The sequence below is a fragment of the Pseudomonas sp. CAU 1711 genome, assembly GCF_039888625.1.
In the GTDB taxonomy this organism is placed as follows: domain Bacteria; phylum Pseudomonadota; class Gammaproteobacteria; order Pseudomonadales; family Pseudomonadaceae; genus Aquipseudomonas.
In genome coordinates, this window is sequence record NZ_JBDQQT010000001.1 from 84,426 (window position 1) to 100,124 (window position 15,699).

At 67.6% G+C, this 15,699-nt stretch carries 18 protein-coding genes and 1 riboswitch; of the genes, 8 read left to right on the top strand and 10 right to left on the bottom strand.

Annotated elements, in window-relative coordinates:
• Nucleotides 1-38: 38 nt before the first annotated feature.
• Complete coding sequence (locus tag AAFN46_RS00345; RefSeq protein ID WP_347806694.1) at nucleotides 39-1,334, top strand: adenylosuccinate synthase; 1,296 nt, start codon at nucleotides 39-41, stop codon at nucleotides 1,332-1,334.
• 150 nt (nucleotides 1,335-1,484) lie between these two features.
• Here the strand turns inward: AAFN46_RS00345 and AAFN46_RS00350 are convergent, their stop codons facing one another.
• From AAFN46_RS00350 to AAFN46_RS00380, 7 genes are all read right to left on the bottom strand, one after another.
• Nucleotides 1,485-3,785, bottom strand: a complete 2,301-nt coding sequence (locus AAFN46_RS00350; RefSeq protein ID WP_347806695.1) for an FdhF/YdeP family oxidoreductase — start codon at nucleotides 3,783-3,785, stop codon at nucleotides 1,485-1,487.
• Entirely contained in the window at nucleotides 3,782-4,573 is a 792-nt protein-coding gene (gene fdhD / locus AAFN46_RS00355; protein ID WP_347806696.1) for a formate dehydrogenase accessory sulfurtransferase FdhD, read from the bottom strand. Before fdhD ends, AAFN46_RS00350 begins: the two co-directional genes overlap by 4 nt.
• A gap of 56 nt (nucleotides 4,574-4,629) precedes the next feature.
• Nucleotides 4,630-5,550, bottom strand: a complete 921-nt coding sequence (locus AAFN46_RS00360; protein WP_347806697.1) for a LysR family transcriptional regulator — start codon at nucleotides 5,548-5,550, stop codon at nucleotides 4,630-4,632.
• A gap of 265 nt (nucleotides 5,551-5,815) precedes the next feature.
• Nucleotides 5,816-6,232, bottom strand: a complete 417-nt coding sequence (locus tag AAFN46_RS00365) for a hypothetical protein (protein ID WP_347806698.1) — start codon at nucleotides 6,230-6,232, stop codon at nucleotides 5,816-5,818.
• Nucleotides 6,233-6,315: 83 nt separating this feature from the next.
• Complete coding sequence (locus tag AAFN46_RS00370) at nucleotides 6,316-6,867, bottom strand: YdeI/OmpD-associated family protein (RefSeq protein ID WP_347806699.1); 552 nt, start codon at nucleotides 6,865-6,867, stop codon at nucleotides 6,316-6,318.
• Nucleotides 6,868-6,945: 78 nt separating this feature from the next.
• Nucleotides 6,946-7,410, bottom strand: a complete 465-nt coding sequence (locus AAFN46_RS00375) for a GNAT family N-acetyltransferase (protein ID WP_347806700.1) — start codon at nucleotides 7,408-7,410, stop codon at nucleotides 6,946-6,948.
• A 150-nt stretch (nucleotides 7,411-7,560) separates the two neighbouring features.
• Nucleotides 7,561-8,301 carry a DUF429 domain-containing protein gene (locus tag AAFN46_RS00380; RefSeq protein ID WP_347806701.1) on the bottom strand — a complete coding sequence of 247 codons (741 nt, stop codon included), beginning with the start codon at nucleotides 8,299-8,301 and terminating at the stop codon, nucleotides 7,561-7,563.
• A 261-nt stretch (nucleotides 8,302-8,562) separates the two neighbouring features.
• Between AAFN46_RS00380 and AAFN46_RS00385 the strand changes: the two genes are divergently transcribed.
• Nucleotides 8,563-8,811, top strand: coding sequence for a hypothetical protein (locus tag AAFN46_RS00385; RefSeq protein ID WP_347806702.1), 249 nt, complete (start codon nucleotides 8,563-8,565; stop codon nucleotides 8,809-8,811).
• Nucleotides 8,812-8,852: 41 nt separating this feature from the next.
• Here the strand turns inward: AAFN46_RS00385 and ppa are convergent, their stop codons facing one another.
• From ppa to AAFN46_RS00400, 3 genes are all read right to left on the bottom strand, one after another.
• Complete coding sequence (ppa, locus tag AAFN46_RS00390; protein WP_347806703.1) at nucleotides 8,853-9,380, bottom strand: inorganic diphosphatase; 528 nt, start codon at nucleotides 9,378-9,380, stop codon at nucleotides 8,853-8,855.
• A gap of 77 nt (nucleotides 9,381-9,457) precedes the next feature.
• Entirely contained in the window at nucleotides 9,458-10,153 is a 696-nt protein-coding gene (locus AAFN46_RS00395) for a 50S ribosomal protein L11 methyltransferase (RefSeq protein WP_347806704.1), read from the bottom strand.
• Entirely contained in the window at nucleotides 10,150-10,596 is a 447-nt protein-coding gene (locus AAFN46_RS00400; RefSeq protein ID WP_347806705.1) for a YbaY family lipoprotein, read from the bottom strand. Before AAFN46_RS00400 ends, AAFN46_RS00395 begins: the two co-directional genes overlap by 4 nt.
• A 172-nt stretch (nucleotides 10,597-10,768) precedes the next feature.
• On the opposite strand from AAFN46_RS00400, the gene nrdR reads away from it, so the two are divergent.
• The 6 genes from nrdR (at nucleotide 10,769) to nusB (ending at nucleotide 15,686) form a co-directional block, all read left to right on the top strand.
• Nucleotides 10,769-11,233 (top strand): transcriptional regulator NrdR, encoded by a 465-nt coding sequence (gene nrdR / locus AAFN46_RS00405; protein WP_347806706.1) that lies wholly within the window; start codon nucleotides 10,769-10,771, stop codon nucleotides 11,231-11,233.
• Nucleotides 11,230-12,342: a bifunctional diaminohydroxyphosphoribosylaminopyrimidine deaminase/5-amino-6-(5-phosphoribosylamino)uracil reductase RibD gene (ribD, locus tag AAFN46_RS00410; protein WP_347806707.1), complete on the top strand. Its 1,113-nt coding sequence runs from the start codon at nucleotides 11,230-11,232 to the stop codon at nucleotides 12,340-12,342. The genes nrdR and ribD overlap by 4 nt, the downstream gene beginning before the upstream one ends.
• 159 nt (nucleotides 12,343-12,501) lie before the next feature.
• Nucleotides 12,502-12,646, top strand: a riboswitch (FMN riboswitch).
• Between the two features lie 120 nt (nucleotides 12,647-12,766).
• Complete coding sequence (locus tag AAFN46_RS00415) at nucleotides 12,767-13,429, top strand: riboflavin synthase (RefSeq protein ID WP_347806708.1); 663 nt, start codon at nucleotides 12,767-12,769, stop codon at nucleotides 13,427-13,429.
• 11 nt (nucleotides 13,430-13,440) lie between these two features.
• Nucleotides 13,441-14,520 (top strand): bifunctional 3,4-dihydroxy-2-butanone-4-phosphate synthase/GTP cyclohydrolase II, encoded by a 1,080-nt coding sequence (gene ribBA / locus AAFN46_RS00420; protein WP_347806709.1) that lies wholly within the window; start codon nucleotides 13,441-13,443, stop codon nucleotides 14,518-14,520.
• Between the two features lie 207 nt (nucleotides 14,521-14,727).
• Nucleotides 14,728-15,204, top strand: coding sequence for a 6,7-dimethyl-8-ribityllumazine synthase (ribE, locus tag AAFN46_RS00425; protein WP_347806710.1), 477 nt, complete (start codon nucleotides 14,728-14,730; stop codon nucleotides 15,202-15,204).
• On the top strand, nucleotides 15,201-15,686 hold the full coding sequence (nusB, locus tag AAFN46_RS00430; protein ID WP_347806711.1) for a transcription antitermination factor NusB: 486 nt from the start codon (nucleotides 15,201-15,203) through the stop codon (nucleotides 15,684-15,686). The genes ribE and nusB overlap by 4 nt, the downstream gene beginning before the upstream one ends.
• The last annotated feature ends 13 nt before the right edge of the window (nucleotides 15,687-15,699 follow it).

Genomic DNA, 15,699 nt, shown 5'->3' on the forward strand with positions numbered 1-15,699 from the left:
CTGGCCGGCATCGAGCTTTCCGAGAGAGGACAAGTGTTATGGGTAAGAATGTCGTCGTCCTGGGCACCCAGTGGGGTGATGAGGGCAAGGGCAAGATCGTCGACCTGCTGACCGAGCAGGCCGCCGCGGTGGTGCGCTATCAGGGTGGCCACAACGCCGGCCACACCCTGGTCATCGACGGCGAGAAGACCGTGCTGCACCTGATCCCGTCCGGCATCCTGCGCGAGGGCGTGCGCTGCCTGATCGGCAACGGCGTGGTGGTCGCCCCCGACGCCCTGATGCGCGAGATCACCAAGCTGGAGGAGAAGGGCGTGCCGGTGCGCGAGCGCCTGCGCATCAGTCCGTCCTGCCCGCTGATCCTGTCCTACCACGTGGCTCTCGACCAGGCCCGCGAGAAGGCCCGTGGCGACGCCAAGATCGGCACCACCGGCCGTGGCATCGGCCCGGCCTACGAAGACAAGGTGGCGCGTCGCGGCCTGCGCGTCGGCGACCTGTTCCACCGCGAGCGTTTCGCCTCCAAGCTGGGCGAGCTGCTGGACTACCACAACTTCGTGCTGGTCAATTACTACAAGGAACCGGCCATCGACTTCCAGGCCACCCTGGACGAGTGCATGGCCTACGCCGAGCAGCTGCGCCCGATGATGACCGATGTCACCGCCGAGCTGCACGAGCTGCGCCGCGAAGGCAAGGACATCATGTTCGAAGGCGCCCAGGGCTCGCTGCTGGACATCGACCACGGCACCTACCCCTACGTGACCAGCTCCAACACCACCGCCGGCGGCACCGCCACCGGTTCCGGTTTCGGCCCGCTGTACCTGGACTACATCCTCGGCATCACCAAGGCCTACACCACCCGTGTCGGCTCCGGCCCGTTCCCCACCGAGCTGTTCGACGACACCGGCGCCTACCTGGCCAAGAAGGGCCACGAGTTCGGCTCCACCACCGGTCGCGCCCGTCGCTGCGGCTGGTTCGACGCCGTGATCCTGCGTCGCGCCATCGAGATCAACAGCATCTCCGGCCTGTGCCTGACCAAGCTGGACGTGCTCGACGGCCTGGACACCATCCGCATCTGCACCGGCTACAAGGATGCCGCCGGCAACCTGCTGGTCGATGCACCGACCGACGCCGACAGCTACATCGGCCTGCAGCCGGTGTACGAGGAGATGCCGGGCTGGAGCGAGTCCACCGTCGGCGCCAAGAGCCTGGAAGAGCTGCCGGCGGCCGCCCGCGCCTACATCAAGCGTGTGGAAGAGCTGGTCGGCGCGCCGATCGACATCATCTCCACCGGCCCGGACCGCAACGAGACCATCGTCCTGCGCCATCCGTTCGCCTGATCGCTCGAGCGATGAAAAAGGCCGCGCAAGCGGCCTTTTTTCTGTCCGTAGCTCCCTCTCCCCCTGGGAGAGGGTTGGGGTGAGGGCCGGATAGGCGGCTCGGGGCGAATCCCTCACCCCCGGCCCCTCTCCCGGAGGGAGAGGGGGGAGTTACACAATGCGTGCCCCGGCTTTGCTCGGCCGCAGGCGAATGGCCACCAGCTTGGAGGTCGGCGTATGGCTGCCCAGGCCGACGCTTGCCAGCGGCACCAGCGGGTTGGTCTCCGGGTAGTAGGCGGCGGCCTGGCCCGGCGGGGTGTCGTAGGCCAGCAGGGTGAAGCCGCTCACCTTGCGCTCGATGCCGTCGTCCCACAGCGAGAGGATGTCCACCTTCTGTCCCGGCTCATAGCCGAGGCGGCGGATGTCCTCGGGATTGACGAACAGCACCTCGCGCATGCCGCGCACGCCGCGGTAGCGGTCGTCCAGGCCGTACAGGGTGGTGTTGTACTGGTCGTGCGAGCGCAGGGTCTGCAGCACCAGGTCGGGGCGCTGGCCGCTGCCGCGTGCCTGCTCCGGCAGCAGGTCGTCGGGCAGCGCATGGGCGACGAAGCGCGCCTTGCCTCCGGCGGTATTCCACTGCCGGCGCGCCGCGCTGTTGCCCAGGTAGAAGCCGCCGGGCTGCGTCAGCCTGTCGTTGAAACCGGCGAAGCCCGGTATGCAGTCCGCGATCAGCTGGCGGATGCGTCCGTAGTCCTCGACCAGCCACAACCAGTCCACCGGCCGCGCGCCGAGCAGGGCGTTGGCGATGCCGGCGATGATGGCCGGCTCCGAGCGCATCTGCGCGGACAGCGGCGCCAGCTGGCCCTTTGATGCATGCACCATGCTGAACGAGTCCTCCACCGTCACCGCCTGCGGGCCGCAGGCCTGCAGGTCGATGTCGGTGCGGCCCAGGCACGGCAGGATCAGCGCCTGGCGGCCGTGCATCAGGTGGCTGCGGTTGAGCTTGGTGCTGATCTGCACGGTCAGCTCGCACTGCCGCAGCGCCGCGTGGCTGCGCGGGCTGTCCGGGGTGGCCTGGGCGAAGTTGCCGCCGAGGCCGATGAATACCTTGCTGCGGCCGGCGAGCATGGCGGCGATGGCTTCCACCGTGTTGTGCCCCTGGGCGCGTGGCACCTCGAAGTCGAAGCGGCGCTGCAGGGCATCGAGCAGGCTGGCCGGCGGCCGCTCGTTGATGCCCATGGTGCGGTCGCCCTGCACGTTGCTGTGGCCGCGCACCGGGCACAGGCCGGCGCCGGGCTTGCCGATATGGCCGCGCAGCAGCATCAGGTTGGCGATTTCCTGGATGGTCGCCACCGAATGGCGGTGCTGGGTGATGCCCATGGCCCAGCAGGCGATCACCCGCTCGGCGCGCGCATAGAGGCGCGCGGCCTGCTCGATCTCGGCGCGGCTCAGGCCGGACTGCCGCTCGATCTGCGCCCAGTCGCTGCGCTGCACTGCGTCCAGCCAGTCCTGCAGGCCGTCCGTGTGCTCGGCGATGAAGGCGTGGTCGAACAGGCTGCCGGGCCGTTCGTGCTCCCACTGCAGCAGACACTTGGCCATGCCGCGCACCACCGCCATGTCGCCGCCCAGGTTCGGGCGGAAGTAGGCGGTGCTGGTGGCCTTGGCGCCATTGGCCAACATCTCCAGGGCGTGCTGCGGGTGCTGGAAGCGCTCCAGGCCGCGCTCCTTCAACGGGTTGAAGCAGACCACGCTGGCGCCGCGCTCCACCGCCTCGCGCAGCGGCTCCAGCATGCGCGGGTGATTGGTGCCGGGGTTCTGGCCGAACACCAGGATGGCGTCGGCCTCGGCGAAGTCGGCGAAGGTCACCGTGCCCTTGCCCACCCCGATGCTCTGTCCGAGGGCCACGCCGCTGGCCTCGTGGCACATGTTCGAGCAGTCGGGGAAGTTGTTGCTGCCATAGGCGCGCACCATCAGCTGGTAGAGAAAGGCCGCCTCGTTGCTGGCCCGGCCGGAGGTGTAGAACTCGGCCTGATCGGGGCTGGCGAGGCCCCTGAGCACTTCGGCGATCAGGGCGAAGGCGCCATCCCAGGCGATCGGCACATAGCGGTCGCGGGCCGGCTCGTAGACCAGCGGCTCGATCAGCCGGCCCTGGTGCTCCAGCCAGTAGTCGCTCTGCTCGCGCAGCTGGGCGACGCTGTAGCGGGCGAAGAAGTCGCGGCCGATGCCGCGCTTGGTGGCTTCCCAGTTCACCGCCTTGGCGCCGTTCTCGCAGAACTTCACCAAGTGGTTGTCGGGCGATTCGCCCCAGGCGCAGCCGGGGCAGTCGAAGCCGCCGTTCTGGTTGGTCTTGAGCAGGGCGCGCAGGTTCTTGAACGGCTGTTTGCTGTCCAGCCAGTGGTGGGTCACGCTGCGCAGCGCGCCCCAGCCGGCGGCGGGGCCGGCGTAGGGCTGGTAGCGGGGTTGGCGGTTCATGCGGCGGTGACCTCGCTGGCAGGCGCCGGGCTGTAGACGCGCGGCGAACTGCTGTGGGGAATGTGGATCAGGTTGAGGCGGTGGCGGCGCGCCCAGTCGACGGTCAGCGCGGTCGGCGCGGAGAGGCTGGCCAGGGTCGGGATGCCGGCGCGCACCGCCTTGTGCAGCAGCTCCAGGCCGCAGCGGCTGGTGACCACGGCGAAGCCTGCGCGGGCGTCCAGGCGCTGGCGGGCGAGGGCGCCGATCAACTTGTCCAGGGCGTTGTGGCGGCCGATATCCTCGCGGCACAGGCGGATTTCTCCTTGGGCATCGACAAATAGCGCCGCGTGCATGGCGCCGCTGCTGCGCGCCTGCTGCTGGGTGGCGGCGATGCGCGGGCGCAGTTGGTGCAGATGCTCCGGCGGCGGCAGCGCGCTGACGGGCAGCGGCGCCAGATCGGGCAGCGCCAGTTCCAGCGCCTCCACCCCGCACAGGCCGCAGGCGCCGTTGCCGGCCAGCTGGCGACGCTGCTGCTTGAGCGCCCAGAAGGCGCGGCTGGCGATGTCCACCTCGGCCTGGCGGCTGTCGCCGCTGCCGCTCAGGCGCAGGTCGTAGAGCTCGTCTGCACTGGCGATCAGGCCGTTACTCAGGCTGAAGCCGCAGACGAAGTCCTCCAGGTCGGTGGGCGAGACCATCATCACCGCCTGGTTGAGGCCGTTGTAGCCGATGGCCAGGGCGCACTCCTCGGCCAGGGCGGTGCAGCCGACGGCCTGGGCGGCGCTCAGTTCGCTGAAGCTGTAGCGGGACATGGGCAGGGCCCTCCGCGGGGGGAGGACTCCAGCCTAGGGTGGCCGCGCCGGGCTGTCTAATCGCCGCTGGCGATGGCTTGATCGAGCCCGTCTATCGGCTGCGCCTCGCGCCGGGCGAGGTCGAAGCAGGCCTCGGCCAGCGGCGAGCGCGGTGCGCCGCGGCGCATGATCAGGCCCAGCGGGGCGAGGGTCTGGGCGTTGGCGATGGGGGTCAGGGCCAGCTGCGCCGGCAGCTCGCCGAGGCCGTGGCGCAGCGGCAGGATGCTGCAGCACAGACCGCGCCCCACGGCCTGCAGCAGCTGGTGCACGGCGTCGGTCTCCAGCCAGGGGCTGGGGCTCAGGCCGACGCTGCGCAGGCCGTGGTCGATGGACTGGCGAAAGTGCATCTCGCTGGTGAGCAGGCCGAGCGGCAGCGCGGCGACCGTCTGCCAGCTCAGCGCCTCTTCGGCGAAGGCGAAGCGGCGGCTGTCGTGCAGCAGGCCCATGCGCGTCTCGGCCAGTTCCAGCGCGGCGAAATGCTCGCGGTCCAGGCGTTCCAGGTAGGACAGGCCGAGGTCCAGCTGGTTGCGCCCGAGGCGTTCGAGAATCTCCTCGCTGCTCAGGGCGAACAGCTGGAAGCGCAGCTGCGGGTGGGCTGCGGCGAAGTCGCCGATCAGCTCCATGGGATCGAAGCCGGCCAGCGGCACCACGCCCAGGCGCAGGGTGCCGACCATCTGCCCGCGACAGGCGGCCGCTTCGGCGCGCAACCCGGCCTCGGCGGCCAGCAGGCTGCGCGCCCAGGCCAGCACGCGCTGGCCGGCGGCGGTGAAGCCCTCGAAGCGCTGGCCACGGCGCACCAGCTCCACGCCCAGTTCCTCCTCCAGATTGCGCAGGCGCATGGACAGGGTCGGCTGGGTCACATGGCAGCGCTCGGCGGCCTGGCCGAAGTGGCGGGTCTCGTCGAGGGCGACGAGGAATCTGAGCTGCTTGATATCCATGGCCGCCTTTATCGCACGAATCCCATGGCTCGCGCGCGTTTCGAACCGCCGTTCTCCATGCTCCGACCGGCCTGTTCCAGGGCGGCCGCGCCCTCAGCATGGCGCCGGCCGAATGCCCGTTCGATTGCGAGGCGCGCGCCCTGCCTGCGAACGATCCGCAGCGGTGGCCGCCGGGCTGCGCAAGTACGCCGCGGCCCGGCTTGCCCTCTGCCATCCCGTCCTGTCAGCGGGGCACAATGTGCGGGCTCGTGGCGATTCCCGCGGGTCACTCGCTATTGCGGTTGGTGAAGAAGAACCTCAGCGAGCACAGGGCGGCGGCCGAGCCCGCGAACAGTGTCACCGCGACCAGCAATGGCTTGATGGCCTGCGACACGCCGAAGATCAGCATCAGTGCTGCAATCACGCCGATCAGGATGGAGACCAGGGCGGTGGCCAGGGAGGCCTTGTTGATCAGATCGAAGGTGCTGGATGAGTTATCCATGAGAGTACTCAACAGATGGGGAATCAGGCCGAATGCCAGGGCTCCGACTGCGAATGCCGTAGCCATGCCGAGCAGGGCAGCGGGGAGCGCCTGGTGAAGCGGTTTGATGCTGCCGGCCGCGATGAGCACGCACAGCATGAAGCCGCTGTAGAGCAGCGCGGCCACGCAGCCTGCAGATATCGCGCGGCGACGCAGGCTCATCGGCGTCCGGCCCCGGCGCGCGATGACCGCGCGGGGGCTTGCGGGGAGGTTGTCAGGCGCGGCTGGCTCTGTAGTCGCAACGTTCAGTCCTCGGCGTCGGGGGCGCTGAATGCCTTGCTGTAGAAGCCCGAGGGATCGAAGCAGCAAACCCGTTTCTTGCCTGCGGCCAGCATGTCGCAGGCGTCGCCGATGCGCTTGGTGCGCGTCCCTGCCTGCTTGGCGGAGGTGACCCAGTGAATCCAGTCGAGGCGAGCCAGAGTGGTCGTGTCATCCCAGGTGGCCAGGGCTTCAGGGTGGGAGGCTAGCGCCTGCAGCATATCGGCGGGCACCTCCGGCTCCGGCTCGTTGGCCACGCTCATGATGTCAAAGCGCGCGAGCTCGCCCACGCTGGCGCCGGCCGCCTCAAGTAGCGCCTGCTCAATCTTCAGCCAGTGGCTATTCCGCCCATCGGGCTCGAGCAAGGCTCTGAACGCCTGGCCATTGATGCTCCCGTCGATGCTGACCCGGCCGCGCCTCGGGAGCTTCGCGCTCGCCTCTCTGGGTAGCACCACGAAAGCCCAAGACGCGTCGCCGGCAGAATGCCGGGGGCGCAGCACGGGGGCGCTGAACTGGGATCTGCTGTCGTCTTGGGTCATATGAATCCTTCCGTATTCGCCTGACGTTAACGTGAGCGTAGCGGGCGACATTATCCACTGCTGGGCCGCACCTGTGTGCTACAGCGGCAGCGCTAGAAACTGCGTGCCGGGCACTGGGTTGTAGCTTACGGCTTGCGCGGCGACAAAACCGAGGGATGCATAGAGCTTTTGTGCCGCCACGAACTCTGGCAGCACATCCAGGCACATGCGCGAATAGCCCTGATCGCGGGCCTCGCGGATCATGCTTTCGACGAGCTGCCGCCCCGCGCGATTGCCGCGTGCGCCGGGTCGAACATAGACCCGTTTCAGCTCACAGGTTGAATCGCTCACGCGGCGCAGCGCGGCACAGCCAATCACCGCGTGCTGCTGTCGCGCAAGGAGAATGCACCCGTGAGGCTCGGCGTACTGCCCGGGCAGGTTTGCGAACTCGCTTTCGTAGTTTTGGAAGTTGAGGTTCGCGATAGGGCTGGAGACATACTCACGAAAAATGCGGGCAACTTCATGTGCATCGGCGGGGAATCGGGCGCGGAGAACTGTGACCATAGTGGGGTGTCGAGGGCATGAGCGGTTGGAGTGGCTATATATGCTGTGTGGCCAGATGGCTAAGCTGAATCGCTGATGCCGGATAGAATAAATACGGCCATGATCGCTAAGTTCATTTTTGTAGTATCAGGCGTCCGCTGCAAGGATTTGTTAGGTACACATTATCTGCGGCACATAGATGTAGCCTTCCACGGTATCTCCGAACACTTTATTCGAGACTCCCAGGTGGTACAGGCCAGCGATGTATAGACACAACACGGAATCCAGGATGTCCTCGTTGTGCTTCAGTGCTCGTCCTCTGAGGCCGCGAATGTGTTTTTCGTTGAAGTAGTGAGCCGACTCAGGACCAATTGAAAGCCCAAGAATAGGTGATTGGGCCAAAGCTAAGAGCAGTTCGGCAAAACGAACCTGGCCATCCTTCCGCTTTACGATGCTCCCTTTTTTGTACAGGTGCCGCTCCGGCAGGCCAAATATCTCAATGATCGCCGGGTGGGGATAGCACTCCAGCTGCCAGACGCCTGATGCTCGGCCAAGATGTTTATGGCCCGCACTTTCGAGCCACCGTGCCAACGCCACGCTATCTGCGTCAGGGTATCGCTCAAGATTTGATGGATGGCAAGATGCCTTTCTGACGCCATACTCCCTACCGATCTCCTTCTCACATGGTCTCGATCCCGAGTCATTTTTTATAATGAGTGGCGCATCAATTGCTATGCCTGTGAGCATCGGCCCGGATTCAAGCCGCTCTGTGATCACCTCTATTCCGAGGAGTTCTTTCTCGATCTTGATGAGCCGCAACTGCCGGCCGGAAACTTCGCCCCACGCTATTGCTGTGGGGTTCCGGCGGCTCAGCCACGCCAAATCAATGCCTGCCAAGGTCACCATGTGCATCTAGCTCCGGAGTTAAGTGGCTCGTCCGCTTGGAAGCCTACACGCAACCATCACTGGCGTGATCCTCGGCGCGCCGCTGGGTCAGCGATAAGCGCCTTTAGGCCTTCCTCGGCCAAGTCATTGCCCACCCCTGCGCTCAGGGCAGTGGGGGCGCCAAGGATCGCAAGTCATTATTGGCCGCCGAGATTGCCGCGCGGGAATCGCTTTCACCGGTGGAACGCTTGGAGCGTCGGCCAGCACCCCTGGGTCGGCTTCGTCATCATGTCCCTGTTTGCCCTGGCTAACGCGGAGCTGACGCTGTCCCTGGCGGGTATCGGCAACTCCATCGCCCTGGCGGCGTTTGCCGGTTTCGTCCTGGGCAAACCCCCTCGGTGTTCTGGCTTTGAGTTGACTGACGCTGCGCGTGGGCATCGCCACTCGCCCTCCGGGCCTTACCGGGCCGGGCTCGCGGCATCATCGCTGCTAGTGCTAGTGCCGGCCCAGAGCGTCTGGGAAACTTTCAGAAAATAAAAAGGCCGGCTTGTGGCCGGCCTTTAGGGGGTGGTTTTGGCTTACTTCTGGTATGCCGCAACCGCCTTAGTAATTGCTGCGCGGGCTTCGTCGGCGTTGCCCCAGCCCTCGACCTTGACCCACTTGCCCTTCTCCAGATCCTTGTAGTTCTCGAAGAAGTGCTTGATCTGCTCCAGCAGCAGGGCCGGCAGGTCGGTGTATTCCTGCACGTCTTTGTACAGCACGGTCAGTTTGTCGTGCGGTACGGCGATCAGCTTGGCGTCGCCGCCGGCTTCGTCGGTCATGTTCAGCACGCCGACCGGACGGCAGCGGATGACCGAGCCCGGGGCCACCGGGTAGGGGGTCACGACCAGCACGTCGAGGGGGTCGCCGTCGTCGGCCAGGGTGTGCGGGATGAAACCGTAGTTGGCCGGGTAGAACATCGGGGTGGCCATGAAGCGATCGACGAACAGGCAATCGGTGTCGTGATCGATCTCGTATTTGATCGGCGCGTGGTTGGCCGGAATCTCGATGGCGACGTAGATGTCGTTCGGCAGGTCTTTGCCGGCCGGGACTTTGCTGTAGCTCATGGGCGACTCCCCAGGGGTGGGTCAAAAAAGTGCGCGGATTATAGGCACATTCCCGCGGCGTTACTACGCCCAGGCGCTTATCCGTTGGTCGTGTCGCGGCCTATTGCTGGCCCTGTTTCCGCGCGCTTGGCGTGGTACAGGCTGACATTGCGAAACTCCGCCGGCTCGGCCAGGTCCGGCCAGGTGCAGGCGTCCAGCAGCTCCAGGCGGCGGTACAGCGGGTGCTGGAAGTCCTTGACCCGCGAGTCGGCCACCAGAGCCTCCTGGCCGCGGGTCAGGAAGGCGTCCAGCAGCGGCAGGTTGGCGCGGTCGTAGAGCACGTCGGCGACGATGATCAGATCGTAGCGGTCCTGCTCGGCGAAGAAGTCCAGCGAGTAGTCCAGCCGCACGCCGTTCAGCGCGGCATTGGCCCGGCAGGATTCGATGGCCAGCGGGTCGAGGTCGCAGGCCACCACCTGCGCCGCGCCGGCCTTGGCGGCGGCGATGGCCGCCACCCCGGAGCCGGCACCGAAGTCCAGCACGCGCTTGCCGCGTACCCACTGGGGCCTTTCCGCCAGCCAGCGCGCCAGGGCCAGGCCGCTGGCCCAGCAGAAGCTCCAGTAGGGCGGCTCCTCGAGGATGCGCCGGGTCTCCTCGGGGCTGAAGCTGCGGTCCATGTTGCTCGGGTCGACCAGCCACAGGCGCAGATCGGTGCCGGGCAGGGGCTCGGCGCTCAGGCGGGCATCGCCGAGCAGCTGTTGCAGCGCGTTCTGTAACGCTTCGGGCGCGGTCATGGAGCTTTCACCAGGGGCAGGGCGCCGAAGTCGCGACTGTCGGCGTGCAGCACGCGCTGCGGCGGCAGGCGCTGGATCAAGCGCCCGGACAGGCTGACGCGGGCGCGCAGCTCGACCCGCGCGGCGCGGGGAAACTGCTGCGGGTCGAAGGCCAGGCGGAAGGGCAGGGCCTGGCCGGTGCCGGTCAGGCGCAGGCTGCCCAGCAGTTGCAGCGGGCGGTCGCGCTCGTCCACCACCAGCAGGGCCATCTCCACTTCGCCGCCGGCCGGGGGCGTCAGCAGGTTGCCGCGCAGCTCGCGCATATGGGCCGGCAGGGCCTGTTGCGCCGGCGCCGCGGTTTTCACTGCCGGTACGGGCTGCGGCACGGCCCTGGGCAGCGGCGGATCGCCGGCGCAGGCGGCCAGCAGCAGGCACAGGGAGGCGAGGAGGAGGCGGTGGGGCATGACGGCATCCGGTGCGGCAATGAATCTGGGGGCTCGAAGCGCTTTGCTCGCGGCCGAACCCTCTCTCTGGAATAGCGCAAAAAACGCGCGCCTGTATAGCGCAAAGCCGCCGGCTTGTCTTGCCGGGACCATGCGCTACCATGGGCCACCTTTCAGTGGATAGCCGCCCGCCATGCATTGCCCGTTCTGCTCCGCCAACGACACCAAGGTCATCGACTCCCGCCTGGTCGCCGAGGGCGAGCAGGTGCGCCGGCGCCGCGAGTGCGTGGCCTGTGGCGAGCGTTTCACCACCTTCGAGACCGCCGAGCTGGTGATGCCGCGGCTGATCAAGTCCGACGGCAGTCGCCAGCCGTTCGACGAGGACAAGCTGCGTGCCGGCATGCAGCGCGCGCTGGAGAAGCGCCCGGTCAGCGTCGAGCGCCTGGAGGAGGCCATCGCTCATATCAAGCACAAGCTGCGCGCCACCGGCGAGCGCGAGATCAAGTCGCGGGTGCTCGGCGAGCTGGTGATGACCGAGCTGCAGAAGCTCGACGAGGTCGCCTATATCCGCTTCGCCTCGGTGTACCGGCGCTTCCAGGACCTCAACGAGTTCCGCGAGGAGATCGAGCGCCTGGCCCGCGAGCCGTCCAAGGCATGAGCGCGCCCGACCAGCAATTCATGGCGCGCGCCCTGGAGCTGGCGCGCAAGGGGCTGTACTCCACCCATCCCAACCCGCGGGTCGGCTGCGTCATCGTCCAGGGCGGCAAGATCGTCGGCGAGGGCTGGCACGCCAAGGCCGGCGAGCCGCATGCCGAGGTGCACGCCCTGCGCCAGGCCGGCGACAAGGCCCGTGGCGCCACCGCCTATGTGACTCTGGAGCCCTGCAGCCACCACGGCCGCACCCCGCCCTGCGCCGACGCCCTGGTCGCGGCCGGGGTGGCGCGGGTGGTGGCGGCCATGCAGGACCCCAATCCGCAGGTCGCCGGCAGCGGCCTGCGGCGTCTGGCCGAGGCCGGCATCGCCGTGCTCGACGGCGTGCTGGAGGCCGAGGCCAGGGAGCTCAACGCCGGCTTCATCAAGCGCATGGAGCAGGGCCTGCCGTTCGTGCGGGTCAAGCTGGCCATGAGTTTGGATGGCCGCACCGCCATGGCCAGCGGCGAGAGCCAGTGGATCACCGGGCCCGCGGCGCGCGCCGCCGTGCAGCGCCTGCGCGCGCGCTCCAGTGCGGTGATCACCGGTGCCGATACCGTGCTGGCCGACCAGGCGCGACTGACAGTGCGCGCCGAGGAGCTGGGCCTGAATGCCGAACTGACCGCGCTGGCCATCGACCGCCCGCCGCTGCGCGTGCTGGTCGACGGGCGCCTGCGCGTGCCGCTGTCGGCGCCCTTCTTCCAGGTCGGCCCGGCGCTGGTCGCCACCTGCGCGGCGGCATCCGCCCGCGAGCGCTTCACCGAGGAGCGTCACGAGCTGCTGGCGCTGCCCGGCAGCAGCGGTCATGTCGACCTGCGCAAGCTGCTGCTGGAGCTGGCCGCGCGCGGCGCCAACGAGGTGCTGGTCGAGGCCGGGCCCAGGCTGGCCGGGGCCTTCGCCCGCGCCCGGCTGGTCGACGAGTACCAGCTGTTCGTCGCGCCCAAGTTCCTCGGCTCCGGCGCCCGCCCGCTGCTCGACTGGCCGCTGGCGCGCATGGCCGAGGCGCAGGAGCTGGAGATCCGCGACGTGCGCGCGGTGGGCGACGACTGGCGGATCACCGCGCTGCCGAAGCGCTAGAAGACCTTGCCGCGTAGGCTGGGTGGAGGCGCTTGCGGCGAAACCCTGCTTCGCATGGTGCCCTCCTGACGCTCGCCCATCGCGAGGCATTCGGGCGGGTTGCGTGGTCGTCGGGCGCGACTTTGTGGTAAAAAGGCGCGCGGCTGCCATGTGCGGTCACAACGTTCTCAGGGCGGGGTGCGATTCCCCACCGGCGGTAATGCCCCCAGGGGCCTAGCCCGCGAGCGCCTCTCCTGCGAGAGGGTCAGCAGACCCGGTGCGATTCCGGGGCCGACGGTACAGTCCGGATAAAGAGAGAGCGGGATTCCCTTCCGGGGCGCCGTTCGGCTGCGCCCGCGAAAATCCCTATCGATCGGCATTGCCCTGTTTTTGACCAAAACAGGAGATCATCCATGCTGCATTGCACCACCTACCGGGAGGACGCATGTTCACCGGCATAATCGAATCCATCGGCACCATCCGCGCCATGACGCCCAAGGGCGGCGACGTGCGCGTCTACGTCGAGACCGGCAAGCTGGACCTTGCCGACGTCAAGCTGGGCGACAGCATCGCGGTCAACGGCGTGTGCCTGACCGCCGTCGAGCTGCCCGGCGACGGCTTCTGGGCCGACGTCAGTCGCGAGACCCTGGCGCGCACCGCCTTCGTCGACCTGAAGAGCGGCAGCAAGGTCAACCTGGAAAAGGCCCTGACCCCCACCAGCCGCCTCGGCGGCCATCTGGTCAGCGGCCATGTCGACGGCGTCGGCGAGATCGTCTCGCGCGAGGACAATGCCCGCGCCGTGCAGTTCAGGGTGCGCGCGCCGCGCGAGCTGGCCAAGTACATCGCCCTCAAGGGCTCGATCACCGTCGACGGCACCAGCCTGACGGTCAACGCCGTCAATGGCGCCGAATTCGAGCTGACCATAGTGCCGCACACCCTGGTCGAGACCATCATGGCCGACTACCGCCCGAGGCGTAAGGTCAACCTGGAAGTGGACCTGCTGGCGCGCTACCTGGAGCGCCTGCTGCTCGGCGACAAGGCCGCCGAGCCCAGCGCTTCCGGCATCAGCGAAGCCTTCCTGGCCGAACACGGCTACCTGAACAAGTGAGACGCGCCGCCATGGCCCTGAATACCGCAGAAGAACTGATCGAAGACATCCGCGCCGGCAAGATGGTCATCCTCATGGATGACGAGGACCGCGAGAACGAGGGCGACATCATCATCGCCTCGGACTGTGTGCAGGCCGAACATATCAACTTCATGGCCCGTTTCGCCCGCGGCCTGATCTGCATGCCGATGACCCGCGAGCGCTGCGAGCTGCTCAACCTGCCGCTGATGGCGCCGCGCAACGGTTCCGGCTTCGGCACCAAGTTCACCGTCTCCATCGAGGCGGCCGAGGGCGTGACCACCGGCATCTCCGCCGCCGACCGCGCGCGCACCGTGCAGGCCGCCGTGGCGCGCAACGCCAAGGCCGATGACATCGTCAGCCCCGGCCACATCTTCCCGCTGATGGCCCAGCCGGGCGGCGTGCTGGCCCGTGCCGGCCACACCGAGGCGGCCTGCGACCTGGCGCGCATGGCCGGCTTCGAGCCTTCCGGGGTGATCTGCGAGATCATGAATGACGACGGCACCATGGCCCGGCGCCCTGAGCTGGAGCAGTTCGCCGAGGCGCACGGGCTGAAGATCGGCACTATCGCCGACCTGATCCACTACCGCCTGATCCACGAGCGCACCGTCGAGCGCATCAGCGAGCAGCCGCTGGACACCGAGCTGGGTCAGTTCAGCCTGGTTACCTACCGCGACGGCGTGGAGAACACCGCGCACATGGCCCTGACCCTGGGCAAGGTATGCGCCGAGGAGCCGACCCTGGTGCGCGTGCACAACATGGACCCGCTGCGCGACCTGTTCCTGGTCAACCAGCCGGGGCGCTGGAGCCTGCGCGCGGCCATGGCCGAGGTGGCCAAGGCCGGCAGCGGCGTGGTGCTGCTGCTGGGCAACCCGCTCAGCGGCCCCGAGCTGCTGGCCAACCTCAGCCGCCAGCAGGCGCCGAGCCCGGCCACCTACAGCACGGTCGGCGCCGGCTCGCAGATTCTGCGCGACCTGGGCGTGCGCAAGATGCGCCTGATGAGTTCGCCGATGAAGTTCAACGCCATATCCGGCTTCGACCTTGAAGTTGTAGAATATCTGCCCGCTGAATGAGGGGCGGCCGTAGGCCGCATCCGATGACCCTCGCCCCATTGGGGAGAGGGTGCCCGTAGGATGGGAGAGGGGGTGTCTGCGCGGAGCCCTCTCCCCTGCGCGGGCCGCCCCAACCCCTCTCCCGTAAACGGGAGAGGGGGGCTAAAGCTAATGTTATCGGGGCGCCCCTGCAGCGCCCCGGCTCTTTATACAGACAGAGACTCGCCCATGACCCTGAAGACCATCGAAGGTACCTTCATCGCCCCGCAAGGCAAATTCGCCCTGGTGGTTGGCCGCTTCAACAGCTTCGTCGTCGAGAGCCTGGTCAGCGGCGCCGTCGACGCCCTGGTTCGCCACGGCGTGAAGGAAAGCGACATCACCATCATCCGCGCCCCGGGCGCCTTCGAGATTCCGCTGGTCACCCAGAAAGTCGCCCAGCGCGGCGAGTTCGCCGCCATCATCGCCCTTGGCGCGGTGATCCGTGGTGGCACCCCGCACTTCGAGTATGTCGCCGGCGAGTGCACCAAGGGCCTGGCCCAGGTCTCCATGGAATACGGCGTGCCGGTCGCCTTCGGCGTGCTGACCGTCGACTCCATCGAGCAGGCCATCGAGCGTTCCGGCACCAAGGCCGGCAACAAAGGCGCCGAAGCCGCCCTGTCCGCCCTGGAAATGGTCAGCCTGCTGGCGGCCTTGGAGGCCAAGTGAGCCTGAATCGCGACGACAGCCAGGACGCCCCGCAGCCCAAGGCCAAGGGCAAGATCGCCCAGCGCCGCGTGGCCCGCAGCCTGGCCATGCAGGCGCTGTATCAGTGGCACATGGCCGGCCAGTCGCTGAGCGAGATCGAGGCGCAGTTCCGCGTCGATAACGATTTCAGCGGCGTCGACGGCGCCTACTTCCACGAGATTCTCGTCGGCGTGGCGCAGCAGAAACCCGAGCTGGACGAGGCCTTCGCGCCCTTCCTGAGCATCCCCCTGGAAGAGCTGGACCCGGTCGAGCTGGCCATCCTGCGCCTGTCCGCCTGGGAGCTGAAGAACCGCGTCGACGTGCCCTACAAGGTGGCGATCAACGAAGGCATCGAGCTGGCCAAGGTGTTCGGCGCCACCGACGGGCACAAGTTCGTCAACGGCGTGCTGGACAAGCTGGCACCCAAGCTGCGCGCCGCCGAAGTCAACGCCAACAAGCGCTGACACATGAGTCTGG